Here is a 17,207-nt window from a genome sequence, read left to right as displayed (position 1 = left end):
TTCAGGCCGCGAGCGTCATCGGTTCGAGACCCGCGAGGAAAGTCCGCGTCATCGGCTCGGCGACCGCCCGCGGCGGCTTGCCTGCGACCATCTCCGCGATCGCGCGGATATGGTCGGGCGTCGTGCCGCAGCAGCCGCCGACGATATTGACGAGGCCGAGCTCGACCCACTGGCTGATCTTGTCGCGCGTATGCTCGGCATCCTCGTCATATTCGCCGAGCTCGTTGGGCAGGCCGGCATTGGGATAGCCGATCACCAGCGTATCGGCGATGTCGGAAATCGCCTGCATGTGCGGGCGCAGCCGGTCCGCGCCGAACGAGCAGTTGAGTCCGATCGCCAGCGGCTTCGCGTGCCGGACGGACGCCCAGAAGGCCTCGATCGAATGGCCGGACAGGTTGCGGCCCGACATGTCGGTGATCGTCATCGACAGGATCAGCGGCAGCGATTTTCCGTGCCGGTCGCCCGATTCATGCGCGGCCATGATCGCCGCCTTGGCGTTCAGCGTGTCGAAGATCGTCTCGACGAGCAGCATGTCGACGCCGCCCTCGATCAGCCCGTCGATCTGCTCGGCATAGACGGCCTTCATCTGGTCGAAATCGACCTCCCGGAAACCCGGATCGTTGACGTCCGGCGAGAGCGAGAGCGTCTTGTTGGTCGGGCCGATCGACCCGGCGACGAAGCGCGGCTTTTCCGGCGTCGCCTTCGCGTCCGCCGCCTTCCGGGCGATCTGCGCCGCCGCGACGTTGAGCTCGTGCACCAGTTCCTCGTCGCCATAATCGGCCTGGCTGATCGTGGTTCCGCTGAACGTGTTGGTCGAGACGATATCGGCGCCGGCATCGAGATAGGCGGCGGTGATGTCCTCGACGATCTCGGGCCGGGTCAGGCAGAGCAGGTCGTTATTGCCCTTCTGGTCGAGCCGGAAATCGCGGCCACCCCGATAGCCGGCTTCGTCGAGATCGTAATCCTGGATCGCCGTCCCCCATGCCCCGTCGAAAACGAGGATGCGCTCGGCGGCGATCGCGCGGATCCGGTCGGCAGTATCGGTCATCGGCTGTCGTCCTGCGGGTGAGGCCGCATGCCGAGCAGATGGCAGATCGCATAGCTGAGCTCGGCGCGGTTCAACGTGTAGAAATGGAATTCGCGCACGCCGCCCGCATAGAGCTTGCGGCAGAGTTCGGCGGCGACGGTCGCCGCGATCAGCTGGCGCGCGGCGGGCAGCGCGTCGAGCCCTTCGAACAGGCGGTTCATCCAGTCGGGAATCGTCGCCCCGCACATGCCCGCGATCCGCTGCGTCGTCGCGACGTTGGACACCGGCAGGATGCCGGGCACGATCTCCGCATCGATCCCCGCCGCCGCCGCCTCGTCGCGGAAGCGGAAGAAACTGTCGGCCGAAAAGAAGAATTGCGTGATCGCGCGCGTCGCGCCGGCGTCCAGCTTGCGTTTGAGATTGTCGAGATCGGCCTGCGGGCAATCGGCTTCGGGATGGACCTCGGGATAGGCAGCCACCGATACCTCGAACGGCTTGAACGCCTTGATGCCGGCGACGAGTTCCGCCGCGTTCGCATAGCCCTCGGGATGCGGCCGGAACGGTTCGAACGCATCGCCCTTGCGCGGCGGATCGCCGCGCAGCGCGACGATGTGACGCACGCCCGCGTCCCAATAGTCGCCGATCACCTCTTCGATCTCGGCCTTGCTCGCATCGACGCAGGTCAGGTGCGCCGCGGCCTTGAGCGGCGTTTCCTGCGTGATCCGGCGGACCGTCGCATGGGTGCGTTCGCGGGTGGATCCGCCCGCGCCATAGGTGACGGAAACGAAACGCGGGCCGAGCGGCTCGAGCGTCTTCACCGACTCCCAGAGCGTCGCCTCCATCTTCTCGGTCTTGGGCGGGAAGAATTCGAACGAGACCTGCGCGTCGCCGGCCAGATCGGCGAACAGCGGATCGTCCGTGGCGCGGCGCGCCTCGTGCAGCTGGTCCATCGTCAGGTTCATGCCGCCACCACCTTGAGCCTGCGGCCCGCCTTGCGGCGGCCGAGCCAGAGTTTCACCGTCAGTTCGCCGCCCCGAAGCTCGTCGACCAGTCCGCCATCGAGCCGCGCGGCGTCGAACCATTTGGCGATCTGGTCGTCGGAGAAGCCGAGCCGCGCATGGGCGTCCCGGCTGCGCAGCTCCTCGCGCTGGTGCGCGGCGAAATCGGCGATGAGGAGCCGCCCGCCGGTGTCGAGCAGGCGCGCCGCCTCGGCGATCGCCGCGGCGGGCTGCTGCGCGTAATGCAGCACCTGGTGGAGGATGACCGTGTCCGCGGCATCGCTCGGCAGCTCCAGCGCATACATGTCGCCCTGCCGGATTTCCGTCCGTTCGAGGCCGGCCTCGGCCAGTTTCGCCCGGGCGAGACGCAGCATTTCGGGGCTGCGGTCGATCCCGATCGCGCTCGTCGCCTCGCCGCCGAACAGTTCGAGCATGCGCCCGGTTCCGGTGCCGATATCGACGAGCCGGCCGATACCTTCCTCGGCCAGGGCGCGGCGCATGGCGGCCTCGACCTCGCTCTCGGCGACGTGCAGCGAGCGGATCGCATCCCATTGATCGGCATGGGCGGCGAAATAGGCTTCGGCGGCGGCCTGCCGGTCGGCGCGGACCGCGGCCAGCCGCGCGATATCCGCGCGCATCCAGTGATCCTCGCCCTCTTCCGACCAGCCGTCGATCGCATCGAGCAACGGGCGGACGCGAACGGGATCGCCCAGTCCCAGGAACACCCAGCTGCCCTCCTTGCGGCGCTCGGCAAGCCCGGCGTCGACCAGTATCTTGACGTGCCGGGAGACCCGGGGCTGGCTCTGTCCCAGCACCTGAGCCAGTTCGCCGACCGACAGCTCCATCGCGCGCAGCAGCGCCACGATTCGCAGCCGGGTCGGATCGGCAAGGGCCCGGAATATCTCGAGTTCGGCACGCATGTATAAAGACATAAAGATATCTTTATATGCGGTCAAGCATCGCGGACCTGCGGATTTTCCGTTCTGTTGCAGCGCGTTGATCGCCGTCGGGCGCGGGAGGGGCACAAATCGTTAATCGTCAAAGGACTCGACAGCGCCGGCTTGCGAAGGCATTTCGGGCGGCCAATCCCGTCGGTCCGTGGAGAATGGTCCCTTGCGTAAACTCCTGACTTCATTGCTGTTGATGCTGTTTCTCGGCGCCTGCGCGACGACGCAGGCCGGGCCGAACGGCATGGCCGACCGCGATCCGCACGAAGAGTTCAACCGCGACATGTGGGCGGTCAATCAGGGAATCGACACCGTCGCGATCCGGCCCGTGACCGAAGTCTACCGGACGATCGCCCCGCAGCCCGCGCGCCGCGGCATCGCCAACGTCTTCCGCAATCTCACCGAGCCCTGGTCGTTCATCAACAACCTGCTGCAGGGCAAGCCGGGCCGGGCGCTGCGCAATCTCGGCCGCTTCATCATCAATTCGACGATCGGGGTCGGCGGCCTGGCGGATCACGCCACGGACCTCGGCATCGAACCGGCGCCCGAGGATTTCGGCCAGACGCTTGCGGCCTGGGGCGTCGGCGACGGCGGCTATGTCATGAATCCCTTTCTCGGCCCGTCCACGCAGCGCGACACGTTCGGCACGATCGTCGACTTCGTCGCCAACCCGGTCTCGATCTTCTTCGATCGCGGCCTGAACCTGACGGCGCAGGAGCAATGGGGAATCCGCGCCGGCAGCATCATCAGCACGCGCTCCGAGCTGATCGACGCCGGGATCGACGATTTCCTCGAAAGCAGCGCCGATCCCTATGCGGCCGCCCGCTCGGCCTTTTTCCAGCGCCGCGAGAACGATATCCTCAATTACGATACCGCCGGCTTCGCGGGCGACGGGGACGATCTGAGCGAGGGCGAGGACGCGGCTTTCGAAGCCGCGCTCGAGGATATCGAGGACATGGAGGACAGCGGCGAACCGGCGCCCGTGGAGCCCGAATAAGCGGTTGATCAGCAATATATTGCTTTACCGCCCCAGCGGGGGTAAAAATCCGCGACTGGTTTCGGGGGATACCCCCTCGGGGGCTCAAGTCGTTTTACGTTAATTTGTCAACCACTGGGAGAGTGACCCATGACTAAGACTTTTGCATTGCCTTTGGCCCTTGCGGCTTCGCTTGGACTGGCGGCTTGCGCCGAAGCCGAGCAGGAAGCTGTTGAAGCGGATGCCGAAGAAGCTGCTGCGGACGTAGAAGCCGCTGCCGACGAAGCCGCCGCCGACATGGAAGCCGCCGCCGACGACGCGATGGCCGAAATGGACGAGATGGCCGGCGATGTCGAAGCCGCCGCCGAAGATGCAACCGGCACGGAAGACGCGGAAGCCGAATAAGGCTCGGGTCTTACCAGACACGGAAGAGGCCGCGTCCGGCATCGGAACGCGGCCTTTTCTTTTTGGGGGGAGGATGTCGGATGCAGAAAAGCCATATCCTGATATCGGCGATGCTCGCCGGGCCGCTGGCCGCGTGCGGCGGAGCGCAGGACGAATCGGGCACCACCAGCGCCGAAGAGCGCCAGCTGGACGAGGCCGCCGCGGCGCTGGACGAAGCGCAGGCAGAATATGAGACGGCCATCCGGACCGCCGACCCGGAACCCGCCGACGCCGGCGAGGAGGAACATTAACGGGCCGCCCCGCGCTAGCCGCCCCGTTCGCCGGTCAGCAGCGGCTTGTTGTCGCGGATCACCTCCTCGGCGAAATCCATGAAGGCGCGGACCCGGGCCGTGCGGCGCAGGTCGTTGTGCGTCAGCACCCAGATGTCGCGCGCCGGTTCGGGCTTGCGGTCGGTCGCGCGCACGAGCCCCGGCGCCAGGTCGCCCATCATGCAGGGCAGCATGGCGAGGCCCATCCCCGCCTCGGCGGCCGCAATCTGCAGCGACGGCCGGTCGAACGCGCCCCATACCGGCACTTTCGCGAACTCGGTCCGCTGCGTCCAATCGGGATAGCGGTCGTCGGTATCGCCCCAGCCGAGCCAGCGCGCCTTGTCCGGGGCGGCCGCGAAATCGTGTTTCTCGAGATAGGCCGGGGCGGCGTAGATGCTCGTATAATAGGGAAAATAGCGCTTTCCGACGAGCGTTTCGGGCGGGTTGTTGTTCATCCGCACCGCGATATCGGCCTCCCGGCGCGACACGTCGAGCTGTTCATAAGTGACGATGATGTCGAGCTCGAGCCCCGGATAGCGGTCGCTGAATTCGGTGAGGCGCGGGGCGAAGATGCCGGTCGCCAGCGGTTCGGCCATTGTCACGGTCAGCTTGCCGGGCAGCATGTCGTCGCGGCCCGCGATCCGCCGGGTGATGGCGTTCAGCTCGTTTCCGAAACCGTCCGCGATCGCCGCCAGCTCCTCGCCGGCCTGGGTCGGCGCATAGCCTTCGGGGCGGCGATCGAAGAGCCGCACCTTCAGGCAGTGTTCGAGCGCCTCGATCCGCCGGCTCACGGTCGAATGGTGGACGCCGAGCTCCCGGGCGGCGTTGCGGACCGTGCCGGCCGCCATCACCGCGCTGAACGTCTTGATATCGTCCCAGTCGGGATCTGCGGCGCGGGCCATCGGACGATCGCTCTCCATTCTCTTGGCTAATAAACGCGCCATCAAGGTGCATAATTAGTCTTGGACGTCGAATATTTGCACCACTAGGGCTCAGAATACAGCCCGTCAACTTTGCTCCGAAAGGACGACCATGCCGCTTCCCGTCATCTCCGCAACCGTCGCCGCGATCGTCCTCATCGTCCAGCTGATACTCATGGTGACCGTCGGCGCCCATCGCGGAAAACATGGGGTCAATCTCGGTATCGGAAACGATCGCGACCTCGAACGCAAAGTCCGCCGTCACGGCAATCTGGCCGAGAACGGAGCGCTGTTCATCGTTACGCTCGCGCTTGCCGAGCTGGTCGGCGCACCGCCGACGCTGCTATGGGCCTTTGCCGGGGTCTTCCTTGCGGCACGGTTTTTCCACATTCTGGCCTTTGGTTCGCTGACCGGTTCGCACGGCGACGAGGGCAGCAAATTCTTCATCGCCGCCCGCGTTGCCGGCGCCGTCGGAACCGGTTTCTCCGGCATCGGCCTCGGCGGTTATCTGCTCTACATGCTCGGCACGGCCTAGCCCCCTCTCCCCGTCCTGTGCGAGCATCACTGAAGAGCCGGGCGCGGCAAGGCGTCCGGCTCTTTCTTTGTGTCCCGCCCCCGATTCAACGCGCCTTCCAACGCTCGTTCAAACGCCCGCCGGCTAGTCGTCCCTTATCGATCATTCCAGGAGGCGTAGCGCGATGAAAAAGACCCTGATCCTTCTCTATGCGGCGATCGGCTATCTGATCGGGATGGCGTCGGTCGCCTATATGGCCGGCTTTATCGCCAATATCGGCGTTCCCAAGGCGATCGGCGACGGCGCGGCCGGATCGCCCTGGACCGCCGCGCTGACCGATGCGGGACTGCTCTGGCTGTTCGGCCTGCATCACTCGATCACGGCCCGCGCCTCGTTCAAGCGCTGGTGGACGAAATTCGTTCCCGCCGCGGTCGAGCGGGCCACCTATGTCTATATGACCGCCGGCCTGATCGCGCTGCTCGTGCTGCTGTGGCAACCGATCCCGACCACCATCTGGGACGTCCGGTGGCTCCCGGGGCAGATCGCGATCTGGGCGCTCTATCTCGGCTGCTGGGGAATGATGGTCGCCGCAACCTTCCATTTCGGCCATTTCCGCTTTCTCGGCATCGCCCAGGCCTGGGAGCGTTTCCGCAACGCGCCGCCGCCCGGCGGCCGCTTCAGCGCGCGCTATCTCTACGCCATCGTCCGCCACCCGATCAGCCTGGGCTGGATCGCGGCGCCGCTCCTCGTGCCGCACCTGACCGCCGGCCATCTCCTTTTCTCGCTCGCGGCGCTCGTCTACGTCCTGATCGCGACGCCGTTCGAGGAAGCCGATCTGATCGAGGAACTGGGCGACGCCTATCGCGACTATCGGCGGCGCGTTCCGGCCTTTCTACCGCGATTCTAGGCCGGGGCGCGGCGCCCGCCTCAGCTCACGATCTGGTAACCGCTGGTCAGCGCGAACAGGGCGGCCGTCGCCGCGCCGAGATACGGCACGATCCGCGGCGCCGTGAAATGGCCGGGCGGCTCCGCGTCCGTCCGGCGCACGCGAATGAGCGCCACGTTCACAAGGGCGAAGACGATCAGCAGGAACATCGCGGTGAACTGCGCGAGCGTGGCGAGCGGCAACAGCATGGCGGCCGCGAAGACGCCGGCGATCACGAGCAGCGTGGCGGCGATCGGCGTCCGGGTCCGCGGATGCACGCGGCCGAACCATGGCGCGATCAGCCGCTGGCGCGACAGGCCGAACAGCACGCGGGACGCCATCACGACCTGGACCAGCGCGCCGTTCAGCACCGCCAGCATCGCGACATAGCTCATCCACCCGCTCGGCGCGTCGGTCAGCCGCGAGAGGATCAGGGTCATCGGCTCGGTGCTGGCACCGAGTTCCGAGACCGATACGCTGCCGATCGCGACGACCGCCAGCGCGATATAGATCAGCGCCGTCAGCAGCAGCGCCAGCAGGATCGCCGCCGGAAGCGTCCGGCGCGGGCGCTTCACCTCCTCGGCGATGTTGACCATGTCTTCGAAGCCGATGAACGCGTAGAAGGCGAGCACCGCCCCGGCGACGACGCCCGCCGCCCCGGCCGGGCCGAACGCCGGTACGGCGTCCGGCAGATCGAGGCCCCGGACCGCGCCCAGCGCGATGACGAACAGGATCGCGCCGACCTCGACGATCGTGATCGCGGCGATCGCGAAAACCGATTGCCCGATTCCCCAGCTTGCCAGCCCGCCGATCAGGAGGGCGAGGCCGAGATAGGCGTGCCAGGGTTCGAAACTCGCAAGCCCGCCGGCATAGCCGGCGAACCCGCGGAACATCACCCCCGACGAGACGATCCCCGACGCGATGATCAGCAGGCCGACCAGCAGCGCGATCCGCCGGTCGGCAAAGGCGGCCGAAACATAGGCTGCCTCGCCCGCCGATTGCGGATAGCGCGCGGCGAGTTCGGCGAAGCTGGTCGCGGTCAGCGCCGCGATCAGCGAAGCCTGCACGAAGGAGAGCGGCGCGAACATGCCCGCCGCCGCTGCGACCTCCCCGATCAGCGCATAGACCCCCGCACCGATCATCGTCCCGACGCCGTACAGGACGAGCAACGGACCGGTGACGCTGCGCCGGAGGGCTATGGGAGCGGGATCGGCGGACGGACCGGGCATGATCCCGGCAGCATAGGGCGAACCGGCCCTGGAGCAATGGCCCGACGGACGGGCCGGCGGAACCGCAGGCCTACATCAGCATCGACCGCCCGATCGCCTCGTCGTCCGCCGGCAGGCTGAACAGCATGCCGTCGCGCGCGAGGACAATATCGCCGGCGTAGCGATCGCCGGTCCCGCTCAGGAAAGCGGCTTCCATGAAGCGGTCGGGCACTGCCGGAACGATATGGGTCAGCACGAGCATCCCGGCCTCGCCGCGCGCGGCGATCTCCTCCGCTTCGAACGGCGTCGCGTGATAGTCGAGGATGTCTTCCAGGATCCGCGCCAGGCGGGCGTTGCCGGAATCTGCGACCGAGCCCCGCATGCGCTGGACCATCTCGGCGTTGAGCGCCTCATGGATCATCAGGTCGCAGCCGTCGCACGCCGCGGCCACCGTCTCCTCGCGCGCCGTATCGCCGCTGATGACGACGGAACGCCCCGCATAATCGAAGCGATAGCCGACCGCCGGGCGGACCGGGCCGTGATCGACGCGGAACGCCTGCACGCGCAGGCCGCCTTCGTCATATACGGTCCGCATCGCGCCGGGCGGCGGCACCGCGAATGCGAACGGCCGCCCGCCCCGGCCGGACGGCGGCACGACCGTCTCGCCATGATGATCGACCCGGTGCCGGCTATCGGCGGCATAGGCCGTCGCCAGCCCGGCAAGCACGTCCTCGACCCCTTCGGGCCCGATCACGGGCAGCGGTCTATCGTGACCGCCGCCCGTCCAGCGCAAAAGCAGCAGCTCTCCCAGGCCGTCGATATGGTCGGAATGGAAATGGGTGAGGAAGACGCCCGCCACATCGCCGACCGGCAGGCCCATCGGCCCGAAATTGCGGACCGCGCCCGCACCGATATCGACGATGAACAGCCGGTCTCCGGCGATCACGGCCGTGCAGGGCCCGGCCCGGCTCGGGTCGGGCAGCGGCGAGCCGGTGCCGCACATCGCGACATGCAGGCCGTCGGGCAGCGCGGCGATCTCGTCACGTTCCACCGCCGCGGCAACGCCGCGACCGAACATCCAGGCGCCGATCTGCGCCTGGAACAGCCAGGCGCCCCCGACTGCCAGCCCGGCCGCGAGGGCCAGCGCCGCCAACCATGTCCCCCGTTTCGCCACCGCCGATCCCCCCGCAATCCGCAAGCGAGACTATCAGAGCCCGGGCGCAATGAAAGGGACCCGTCGCCGGCGCGCGAAAGCGGCCACTTGACGGCGCCGCCTCGGCATGTGTTTCTCGGTCTTTCCATCCGGATACAGGGAGATCGTCGTGACCATCGAGCGAACCATGCGCGCCTCGCTTCTGTCGATATTGCTGTGCGGCACCGCCGCCGTCGCGGCGCAAAGTCCGACGATCGTGCAACCCGGCGCGCCCGGCGAGCCCTCCCGCACCTTGACGGCCGAAGAAGCGCGCACGCTGGCGCGCAACGATTTCGCCCCGGCCGATGCGGCCTTCATGCAGAACATGATCGTCCATCACCGCCAGGCGGTCGAAATGTCCGCACTGGTGGCGGACCGCACCAACAATGAAGCGATTATCGCGCTGGCCGGCCGCATCGACGCCTCGCAGGCGGACGAGATCAGCTTCATGCGCACCTGGCTGCGCGAACGCGGCGAACCGGCCGAAATGGCGGGCATGGGCCATATGCATCATGCGGGCATGGCCGGCATGGCGACGCCCGAACAGATGGAACGGCTCGAAACCCTGCGCGGCACCGGGTTCGACCGGCTGTTCCTCGAGCTGATGACGCTGCATCATCAGGGCGCGCTGACCATGGTCGAGGAACTGCTCGAACTGCCGGGCACCGCCGCCGACCCGGTCATGCATCGCTTCACGACCGACATCGTGACGGACCAGCAGGCCGAAATCGATCGCATGAACGCATTGCTCGCCAGCCTGTCCGAGGACCCCCGCGCGGAGCTGTCCGCGGGCCTGTTCGACGCCGGCGAGGCGATCAGCGGCCTGCGCCATGTCGCCTTTCTGCGCAAGCCGGACGGCTTTTTCGATCCGGCCAATCCCGCCGGCCTGCGCCCGGAGATACCCGAGGACGAAGACGAGGCCGCCAGTCCGGCAGAGAATGGTGAAGGCGATGCAAGCGAAGAAGAGGAACCCGAATTTGCCGAGCGCGGCAGTCTGCTGTCCTTCGTCAATACCGACATCGCCTTTTCCGGCGATCTGATGATCGTCGGCAATTATCACGGATTCCAAGCCTATCGGCTGGGCGAGGACGGCGTGCCCGAATTGCTGAGCGCCACCGTCTGCCCGGGCGGCCAGGGCGACGTGTCCATCGCCGGCAACCTTCTCCTGATGAGCGTGCAGGACATGCGGGCGCGCGTCGATTGCGGCCGGCAGGGGGTGAACGCGCAGATCAGCGACGAGCGTTTTCGCGGGCTGCGCATCTTCGACATTTCGGACGTCACGCGCCCGCGCCAGGTCGGCCAGGTGCAGACCTGCCGTGGCTCGCACACCCATTCGCTGGTCGCGCAAACGGAGGAGAGCCTGATCGTCTACAATTCCGGCACCTCCTCGGTGCGCGACGAGGAAGAGCTGGCCGGCTGCGTCGGCGACGTCCCGGGCGATGCGCGCACCGCGCTGTTCCGCATCGATGTCATCGAAATTCCGCTGGCCGATCCGGCCGCGGCCCGGATCGTTTCCAGCCCGGCCGTGTTCGCCGATGCGGAGACCGGGCGCCTGGGCGGCCTGTGGCAGGGCGGCGATCATGGCGACGACACGCAGGAGACGAGCCGGACCGACCAGTGTCACGACATCACGGTGTTCCCGGCGCTCAATATCGCCGCCGGGGCGTGTTCGGGCAACGGGATCATCTTCGACATTTCCGATCCCATGAACCCGCAGCGGATCGACGAGGTGGTCGATGAAGGCTTCGCCTATTGGCATTCGGCCACCTTCAACAATGACGGCACCACGGTGCTCTTCACCGACGAATGGGGCGGCGGCGGCCGTCCGCGCTGCCAGGCCGCGGACCCGCGCCGTTGGGGCGCCAACGCCTTCTACGCGATCGTCGACGGCGAGCTCGAATATCGGGGTACCTACAAGCTGCCCGCCCCGCAGGGAGAGACCGAGAATTGCGTCGCGCATAACGGCTCGATCATTCCGGTGCCGGGCCGCGATATCTTCGTCCAGGCCTGGTATCAGGGCGGCATATCGGTGATCGACTTCACCGACCCCGCCAACCCGTTCGAAATCGCCTATTTCGATCGCGGGCCGGTCGATGCCGACCAGCTCCTGACCGGCGGCTATTGGTCGGCCTATTGGTATAATGGCCGGATCTACGCGACCGACATGGTCCGCGGACTCGACGTCTTTGCGCTGGAGCCGGGCGAGCATCTGTCGGCCGCCGAAATCGCGGCGGCGGAAGCGGCGATCTATGAAGACGGCCTGTTCAACCCACAGACCCAGACGCAGGTCAGCTGGCCGGCGGATATCCTGTCGTTGGTTGAAGAGAGCAAGCGCGAAGGAGACCGGCCGGGCGACTGACCGGCAGGGCACAGTGCCGACGTTGCGGCCACGTTACGGAGCGGCGCCTCAGAGCTCCAGGCGCGGACCGGTGGAGCCGTGCCGCAATTCGCTCGGCTGACGGCGGGCACGACATTGGCAGGAAGCATAGACAGGGAAAGGCGCCGTCTGTCGCGCGCCAACGTGCTCCGAGCCACCTTCCAGCACCCACGCCGAACCGGACAGACTAATGTCCGGATCCGGGCGGATGATCGTACACTATGTCCACGCAGGCGGGGTCCAGCTCATAGCCAACCCCGGTCTCCAGAGTGAGACATCCGGGCAGCAACGACTGGTAGAAAGGCGCTTCAATCAGTTCGGACATGCACAGGAGATTGCCGGGATCGCCCTCGGCACAAGGGTGACCCGCAGCAGTCTCCACCGAGAGTATCCACCTCAGGCGGGTCTCCACGCTCGAATGCACCTTCGGCCGACCGTCATTGTAGGACATTCCCCCCATGTAGAGCCGCGGCTGTCTCCATTCGCGCTTGAAGAGGCCTGAGAAAAACGGGCTGCTGTCCTCGGCGTCATGGATAGGGTCGAACGGCGCCGCATAGGCGCCGGCATCGGGCGGCAACAGGGGCGGCGGCGCATCGCCGTCCGCTGCCGCGCCTTCGCGGGCTATCCGGCTGATCATCCAGTTCATCGAAAGTCCGGGAAGATACCCGTCGCGGTTGCCGCCGCCAACATCGGCATGCGAACCCGAAAACCAGACTTCCTCCACGACCGCATCGATATCCACCTCCGGGCATTCCCGGACGAGATGCCCGCCGGTCAACAGGATCGGCGTGTAGATACGCGCCCGATTGTCGTCGAGCGCGAGCGCATGATAGGCGCGATCGATATTGCACAGTTGATCGAGATAGCGGCGGTTGGCATCGTGCACGTCCTGTTCGTAGTCGGGAGCTCCCAGCGCCTCGACGGTATCCCACAGGCCCATTACGGCAAAGCGGACATCGTCGCCGGACCGCCGGCCGATGCCCCAGCGCGCATACACCTCATCGATATCGGCCAGCCGCCGCGCCATCCGCGCTTCATGCCAACGTTGGCTGCCGCCCTGATAGACTTCGCCCCGATCCACCCTGTTGGCGTAATAAAGATCGCGGATCAGCAGGCGGAGCCGGTGGCCGTTCGGCATCCCATCATTCGCCGGCAAGCCGGCCGCATGGACCATTCCGGCCAGTATGCGCGCAGCATAGGCACCCCTGCTCCAGCCGAACAGATAGACGCGGTCGCCGGATCGATAGTTCGCGGCGAGAAACTCATAAGCTTCGCGGACGTCCCGGCCGATACCCATGCCAAGTCCCAAGCCGCCGAGACGCGCGCTCCGCGTGCCGACGCCCTCGGTATAGAAGGTCAGCAGATCCTGCCGGTTGCGATTCACCGTCAGCTGGTAGAGCTGGGCCAGATTAGACCGTTGCAGCTGATCGTCGCCCGTGCCGTCGAGAAAGATCGCGATGGTCCGTTGCTGACCGCGATCGGATGCCGGAATCCCGGTCGGATCGAGAGGGCGGAAGGTAGTGATGGTCGTCGTCGGATTGCCCGTACACCCAGCAAGCATCACGCCAACCGTGATCGCGAACGCTAACGGTCGCATATGCGCCCCCTCTGTCTCACAGCCTCATTATTTTGAAAAAATCCAGTACGCGCAATATTATCTGTCCGTTACGGACAAAAAAGGGCCGGAGAGTTTCCCCTCCGGCCCTTCTTTTCTTTTGGCTGAAGCCCGGGCCTAGAAGCCCATGCCGCCGCCCATGCCGCCCATGTCGGGCATGGCCGGGGCCGCGGACTTGTCTTCCGGAAGCTCGGCCACCGTCGCTTCGGTGGTGATGAGCAGACCGGCGACCGATGCCGCGTCCTGCAGCGCGGTGCGCACGACCTTGGTCGGGTCGATCACACCGGCCTTGACCAGATCCTCATAGACGTCGGTCTGGGCGTTGAAGCCGAGCTTGGCGTCGTTGCCGTCGAGCAGCTTGCCCGACACCACCGCGCCGTCATGGCCGGCATTCTCGGCGATCTGACGGACCGGCGCGTAAAGCGCCTTGCGGATGATATCGATGCCGCGGGTCTGGTCGTCATTCTCGCCTTCCAGGCCGTTCAGCGCCTTGGTGGCGTAGAGCAGCGCGGTGCCGCCGCCCGGGACGATGCCTTCCTCGACCGCGGCGCGGGTGGCGTGGAGCGCGTCGTCGACACGGTCCTTGCGTTCCTTCACCTCGACTTCGGTAGCGCCGCCGACCTTGATCACGGCCACGCCGCCGGCGAGCTTCGCGAGACGCTCCTGGAGCTTTTCGCGGTCATAGTCGCTGGTCGTGGTTTCGATCTGCTGGCGGATCGCTTCGACGCGGCCCTGGATGGCCTTTTTCTGGCCGGCGCCGTCGACGATGGTCGTGTTGTCCTTGTCGATGGTGACGCGCTTGGCTTCGCCGAGCATGCCGAGCGTAACCGATTCCAGCTTGATGCCGAGATCTTCGGAGATCATCTCGCCCTTGGTCAGGATCGCGATGTCCTCGAGCATCGCCTTGCGGCGATCGCCGAAGCCCGGCGCCTTGACCGCGGCAACCTTGAGGCCGCCGCGCAGCTTGTTGACCACGAGGGTCGCGAGCGCTTCGCCTTCGATGTCTTCCGCGATGATGAGCAGCGGACGGCCCGACTGAACCACGGCTTCGAGGATCGGCAGCATGTCCTGCAGGCTCGACAGCTTCTTCTCGTGGATCAGGATATACGGGTTTTCGAGCTCGACATTCATCTTGTCCGGATTGGTGACGAAATAGGGGCTCAGATAGCCGCGGTCGAACTGCATGCCTTCGACGACATCGAGTTCGAATTCGAGACCCTTGGCCTCTTCCACGGTGATCACGCCTTCCTTGCCGACCTTGTCCATCGCTTCGGCGATCTTCTCGCCGACTTCGCGGTCGCCATTGGCCGAAATCACGCCCACCTGGGCGACTTCGTCCGAGCTCTTGACGTTCTTCGAACGCTTCTGGATGTCTTCGACGACCTTGCCGACGGCGAGATCGATGCCGCGCTTGAGATCCATCGGGTTCATGCCGGCGGCAACCGACTTCATGCCTTCCTTGACGATCGCCTGGGCGAGAACCGTCGCGGTCGTCGTGCCGTCACCGGCGATGTCGTTGGTCTTCGAAGCGACTTCGCGGACCATCTGCGCGCCCATATTCTCGAACTTGTCCTTGAGTTCGATTTCCTTGGCGACGGTGACGCCGTCCTTGGTGATGCGCGGGGCGCCGAAGCTCTTGTCGAGCACGACGTTGCGGCCCTTGGGGCCGAGCGTGACCTTCACCGCGTCGGCGAGAATGTCCACGCCCTTCATGATGCGCTCGCGCGCGTCGCGGCCGAATTTTACGTCTTTACCTGCCATGATAGCTTACCTCTGTGTTTCTGGTGTTCGGAAAAAAAGCGGGCCGCTCAGCCAACGATGCCGAGAATGTCGCTTTCCTTCATGATGATCAGCTCTTCGCCGTCGAGCTTGACTTCGGTGCCCGACCATTTGCCGAACAGGATCCGGTCGCCCTTTTTGACGTCCAGCGGAGTGACCTTGCCGTCATCGGCCTTGAGGCCCGAACCGGCGGCGACGACTTCGCCTTCCTGCGGTTTTTCCTGGGCGCTGTCGGGGATGATGATGCCACCGGCAGTCTTGGTGTCGGCCTCTACGCGGCGGACAAGCACGCGATCGTGCAGCGGACGAAATCCCATTGTAATTCCTTTCCTCAATTCCCAATTCAAGGGCGAAGACGAGACGTTTCCGAATGAAGCGCCCGGCCCATCGCCCGATCGTGCAAAAAACAGGTTTTAGCACTCCCTAGGGGCGAGTGCTAACAGAAGCGCATTTAGGCCTTTGGCCCCGGCTTTCAAGGAAAAATACGCAAAATCCGGAAATTTTCCGGATGCCGGGTGTAACCGGCCCGGCGCTCCGCGCGAACCGGCCGATGAACAGCCGGGTTCCTGTCATGAATATCTCGCTCACCCCTCGATCGGCACAATTCCGAAAAGCTTGCACGTTGCCCCCGGACAAGCGCTCAGGAACCGTGCGCGCGAACGATGCCTCCCCGCGCGGACGGGCGATCGAGGGCCGGGGAACCGTCCGGCGGCCGCAGTCCAAGGGTCGCCTTGTGTCGGGCGGTTCCCCACCCCTTTCCGGCCGGAGGGCCACGACCGGGCTGCACAGGGCCGATTTGCGTGCTAGATCGATGCCGTGGTTGCAGACGACGAGACATTGTCCCGCCTCATGGCGCTCGCCCAGACCGGCGACAAAAGCGCCTATCGCACCCTGCTCGGCGAATGCGAAACCTGGCTCAAACGCTATTATGCCCGCAAGATCGGGCCGCACGTCCTGGACGATCTCGTGCAGGACACGCTGATCTCCCTCCACCGCAAACGCGCATCCTATGATCCGTCCCGCGCTTTCCTGCCTTGGCTGGCGGCGATCGCGCGCTATCGCTGGATCGATCATCTGCGCAAAAGCTATCGCGCGAAGGAGGTGGAGCTGAACGAGGAACTGGCCGCAGATCCGTCGGACCCGGCGGTCGCGGCGAAAATCGGTCTCGAGCGGCTGATGGGGCTGATCCCCGAAAAACAGGCGCTGGCGATCAGGCTCGTCAAGATCGAGGGGCTGACGATCGCCGAGGCGTCGCAGAAAACGGGCCAGTCGGAATCGCTGGTCAAAGTGAATATTCATCGCGGCATGAAACGCATGGCCGCGGCGATCGAGGAAGAATGAGATAATGTCGACGGGTTTCGATCTTGACAGCCTTGCCGAGGAGCTGACGCCGGTAAAGCCGCTCAACGCGGCCGGCGCGATCGGCGGCATGGCCCTTCTCACGGTGCTCGGCGGCGTGTTCGTCGTCTCGACGCTCGGTTTCCGCAGCCATTTCGGCTCGTCGGCGACCGACACGATGTTCCTGATCCGCTCCGGCCTGCTGGTCCTGCTCGGCGCGGCCAGCCTCAGCGCCGCGACGAGCATGGCGCGGCCCGCGGTCGGCACGAGCCGCAGCGGCTGGCGCTGGGCCGCCGCGGCGGCGCTGATCGTCCCCATCTCCGCCGCGATCGCGGCGCTGGTCAGCCGCACGCCGGTCGCCGAGCGGCTCTATCCGGCCAACGGCATCGAGTGCCTGACCTATTCGATCGGCATCGGGCTCGTCCTCGGCGCGGTGCTGACCTGGTGGCTCAGGCGCGGCGCGCCGACTTCGCCGGAACGCGCCGGCACCGTCACCGGTCTCGCGGCCGGCAGCCTCGGCGCGCTCGCCTATTCGATGCACTGCCCGCACAACGACATCGTCTATATCGGGCTGTGGTACACTTTGGCGATCGGCGCGACGACGATCGCGGGGCGGCTCATCGTTCCGCGGCTCGTCCGCTGGTAGAAATGCGCGGCGCTTCGGGCGAACGCGATTTG

At 66.0% G+C, this 17,207-nt stretch carries 17 protein-coding genes; 8 read left to right on the top strand and 9 right to left on the bottom strand.

Annotated features, from left to right (window positions below; translation table 11 throughout):
- Position 1: 1 nt before the first annotated feature.
- The 3 genes from ACTS1X_RS12745 to ACTS1X_RS12735 are packed head-to-tail and all read right to left on the bottom strand — an operon-like array spanning position 2 to position 2,945.
- Positions 2-1,048: a homocysteine S-methyltransferase family protein gene (locus tag ACTS1X_RS12745; RefSeq protein WP_442614779.1), complete on the bottom strand. Its 1,047-nt coding sequence runs from the start codon at positions 1,046-1,048 to the stop codon at positions 2-4.
- Entirely contained in the window at positions 1,045-1,989 is a 945-nt protein-coding gene (metF, locus tag ACTS1X_RS12740) for a methylenetetrahydrofolate reductase (protein ID WP_442614778.1), read from the bottom strand. The genes ACTS1X_RS12745 and metF overlap by 4 nt, the downstream gene beginning before the upstream one ends.
- Positions 1,986-2,945, bottom strand: a complete 960-nt coding sequence (locus ACTS1X_RS12735; RefSeq protein WP_442614777.1) for an ArsR/SmtB family transcription factor — start codon at positions 2,943-2,945, stop codon at positions 1,986-1,988. Before ACTS1X_RS12735 ends, metF begins: the two co-directional genes overlap by 4 nt.
- Before the next feature lie 193 nt (positions 2,946-3,138).
- Here ACTS1X_RS12735 and ACTS1X_RS12730 point away from each other — a divergent pair, with 193 nt between their 5' ends.
- From ACTS1X_RS12730 to ACTS1X_RS12720, 3 genes are all read left to right on the top strand, one after another.
- The gene (locus tag ACTS1X_RS12730; RefSeq protein ID WP_442614776.1) at positions 3,139-3,969 is read left to right on the top strand and encodes an MlaA family lipoprotein; all 831 of its coding nucleotides are present in this window, start codon (positions 3,139-3,141) and stop codon (positions 3,967-3,969) included.
- A gap of 129 nt (positions 3,970-4,098) precedes the next feature.
- Positions 4,099-4,353, top strand: a complete 255-nt coding sequence (locus ACTS1X_RS12725) for a hypothetical protein (RefSeq protein ID WP_442614775.1) — start codon at positions 4,099-4,101, stop codon at positions 4,351-4,353.
- Positions 4,354-4,433: 80 nt separating this feature from the next.
- Complete coding sequence (locus ACTS1X_RS12720) at positions 4,434-4,643, top strand: hypothetical protein (protein ID WP_442614774.1); 210 nt, start codon at positions 4,434-4,436, stop codon at positions 4,641-4,643.
- A 14-nt stretch (positions 4,644-4,657) separates the two neighbouring features.
- On the opposite strand, the gene ACTS1X_RS12715 is transcribed toward ACTS1X_RS12720, so the two are convergent.
- Positions 4,658-5,563, bottom strand: coding sequence for a LysR family transcriptional regulator (locus ACTS1X_RS12715; RefSeq protein WP_442614773.1), 906 nt, complete (start codon positions 5,561-5,563; stop codon positions 4,658-4,660).
- A 130-nt stretch (positions 5,564-5,693) separates the two neighbouring features.
- On the opposite strand from ACTS1X_RS12715, the gene ACTS1X_RS12710 reads away from it, so the two are divergent.
- The gene (locus ACTS1X_RS12710) at positions 5,694-6,116 is read left to right on the top strand and encodes an MAPEG family protein (protein WP_442614772.1); all 423 of its coding nucleotides are present in this window, start codon (positions 5,694-5,696) and stop codon (positions 6,114-6,116) included.
- Positions 6,117-6,279: 163 nt separating this feature from the next.
- Complete coding sequence (locus tag ACTS1X_RS12705; RefSeq protein ID WP_442614771.1) at positions 6,280-7,002, top strand: methyltransferase family protein; 723 nt, start codon at positions 6,280-6,282, stop codon at positions 7,000-7,002.
- 20 nt (positions 7,003-7,022) lie between these two features.
- Here the strand turns inward: ACTS1X_RS12705 and ACTS1X_RS12700 are convergent, their stop codons facing one another.
- Both ACTS1X_RS12700 and ACTS1X_RS12695 read right to left on the bottom strand, forming a co-directional pair.
- A complete protein-coding gene (locus ACTS1X_RS12700) occupies positions 7,023-8,249 on the bottom strand; it encodes an APC family permease (RefSeq protein WP_442614770.1) in 1,227 nt (408 codons plus the stop codon).
- Between the two features lie 70 nt (positions 8,250-8,319).
- Positions 8,320-9,381 (bottom strand): MBL fold metallo-hydrolase, encoded by a 1,062-nt coding sequence (locus tag ACTS1X_RS12695; protein ID WP_442614769.1) that lies wholly within the window; start codon positions 9,379-9,381, stop codon positions 8,320-8,322.
- Positions 9,382-9,550: 169 nt separating this feature from the next.
- On the opposite strand from ACTS1X_RS12695, the gene ACTS1X_RS12690 reads away from it, so the two are divergent.
- Complete coding sequence (locus ACTS1X_RS12690; RefSeq protein WP_442614768.1) at positions 9,551-11,779, top strand: DUF305 domain-containing protein; 2,229 nt, start codon at positions 9,551-9,553, stop codon at positions 11,777-11,779.
- Positions 11,780-11,984: 205 nt separating this feature from the next.
- Here the strand turns inward: ACTS1X_RS12690 and ACTS1X_RS12685 are convergent, their stop codons facing one another.
- The 3 genes from ACTS1X_RS12685 to groES form a co-directional block, all read right to left on the bottom strand.
- Positions 11,985-13,394, bottom strand: a complete 1,410-nt coding sequence (locus ACTS1X_RS12685; RefSeq protein WP_442614767.1) for a T6SS phospholipase effector Tle1-like catalytic domain-containing protein — start codon at positions 13,392-13,394, stop codon at positions 11,985-11,987.
- A 135-nt stretch (positions 13,395-13,529) separates the two neighbouring features.
- On the bottom strand, positions 13,530-15,173 hold the full coding sequence (groL, locus tag ACTS1X_RS12680) for a chaperonin GroEL (protein WP_442614766.1): 1,644 nt from the start codon (positions 15,171-15,173) through the stop codon (positions 13,530-13,532).
- Positions 15,174-15,220: 47 nt separating this feature from the next.
- Positions 15,221-15,508, bottom strand: a complete 288-nt coding sequence (gene groES, locus ACTS1X_RS12675; RefSeq protein WP_442614765.1) for a co-chaperone GroES — start codon at positions 15,506-15,508, stop codon at positions 15,221-15,223.
- Positions 15,509-16,007: 499 nt separating this feature from the next.
- Between groES and ACTS1X_RS12670 the strand changes: the two genes are divergently transcribed.
- A complete protein-coding gene (locus ACTS1X_RS12670) occupies positions 16,008-16,532 on the top strand; it encodes a sigma-70 family RNA polymerase sigma factor (RefSeq protein ID WP_442614763.1) in 525 nt (174 codons plus the stop codon).
- A 4-nt stretch (positions 16,533-16,536) separates the two neighbouring features.
- Positions 16,537-17,175, top strand: coding sequence for an NrsF family protein (locus tag ACTS1X_RS12665; protein WP_442614762.1), 639 nt, complete (start codon positions 16,537-16,539; stop codon positions 17,173-17,175).
- Positions 17,176-17,207: the final 32 nt, after the last annotated feature.

Source organism: Parasphingopyxis sp., from assembly GCF_052168275.1.
In the GTDB taxonomy this organism is placed as follows: domain Bacteria; phylum Pseudomonadota; class Alphaproteobacteria; order Sphingomonadales; family Sphingomonadaceae; genus Parasphingopyxis.
This window is presented reverse-complemented; position numbering and strand designations above follow the sequence as displayed.

Bases quoted from the DNA above. Each gene is read 5' to 3' on its own strand.
- ACTS1X_RS12745 (WP_442614779.1), bottom strand. From the start codon at position 1,048: ATGACCGATACTGCCGACCGGATCCGCGCGATCGCCGCCGAGCGCATC.
- metF (WP_442614778.1), bottom strand. From the start codon at position 1,989: ATGAACCTGACGATGGACCAGCTGCACGAGGCGCGCCGCGCCACGGAC.
- ACTS1X_RS12735 (WP_442614777.1), bottom strand. From the start codon at position 2,945: ATGCGTGCCGAACTCGAGATATTCCGGGCCCTTGCCGATCCGACCCGG.
- ACTS1X_RS12725 (WP_442614775.1), top strand. From the start codon at position 4,099: ATGACTAAGACTTTTGCATTGCCTTTGGCCCTTGCGGCTTCGCTTGGA.
- ACTS1X_RS12720 (WP_442614774.1), top strand. From the start codon at position 4,434: ATGCAGAAAAGCCATATCCTGATATCGGCGATGCTCGCCGGGCCGCTG.
- ACTS1X_RS12715 (WP_442614773.1), bottom strand. From the start codon at position 5,563: ATGGCCCGCGCCGCAGATCCCGACTGGGACGATATCAAGACGTTCAGC.
- ACTS1X_RS12710 (WP_442614772.1), top strand. From the start codon at position 5,694: ATGCCGCTTCCCGTCATCTCCGCAACCGTCGCCGCGATCGTCCTCATC.
- ACTS1X_RS12705 (WP_442614771.1), top strand. From the start codon at position 6,280: ATGAAAAAGACCCTGATCCTTCTCTATGCGGCGATCGGCTATCTGATC.
- ACTS1X_RS12700 (WP_442614770.1), bottom strand. From the start codon at position 8,249: ATGCCCGGTCCGTCCGCCGATCCCGCTCCCATAGCCCTCCGGCGCAGC.
- ACTS1X_RS12685 (WP_442614767.1), bottom strand. From the start codon at position 13,394: ATGCGACCGTTAGCGTTCGCGATCACGGTTGGCGTGATGCTTGCTGGG.
- groL (WP_442614766.1), bottom strand. From the start codon at position 15,173: ATGGCAGGTAAAGACGTAAAATTCGGCCGCGACGCGCGCGAGCGCATC.
- groES (WP_442614765.1), bottom strand. From the start codon at position 15,508: ATGGGATTTCGTCCGCTGCACGATCGCGTGCTTGTCCGCCGCGTAGAG.
- ACTS1X_RS12665 (WP_442614762.1), top strand. From the start codon at position 16,537: ATGTCGACGGGTTTCGATCTTGACAGCCTTGCCGAGGAGCTGACGCCG.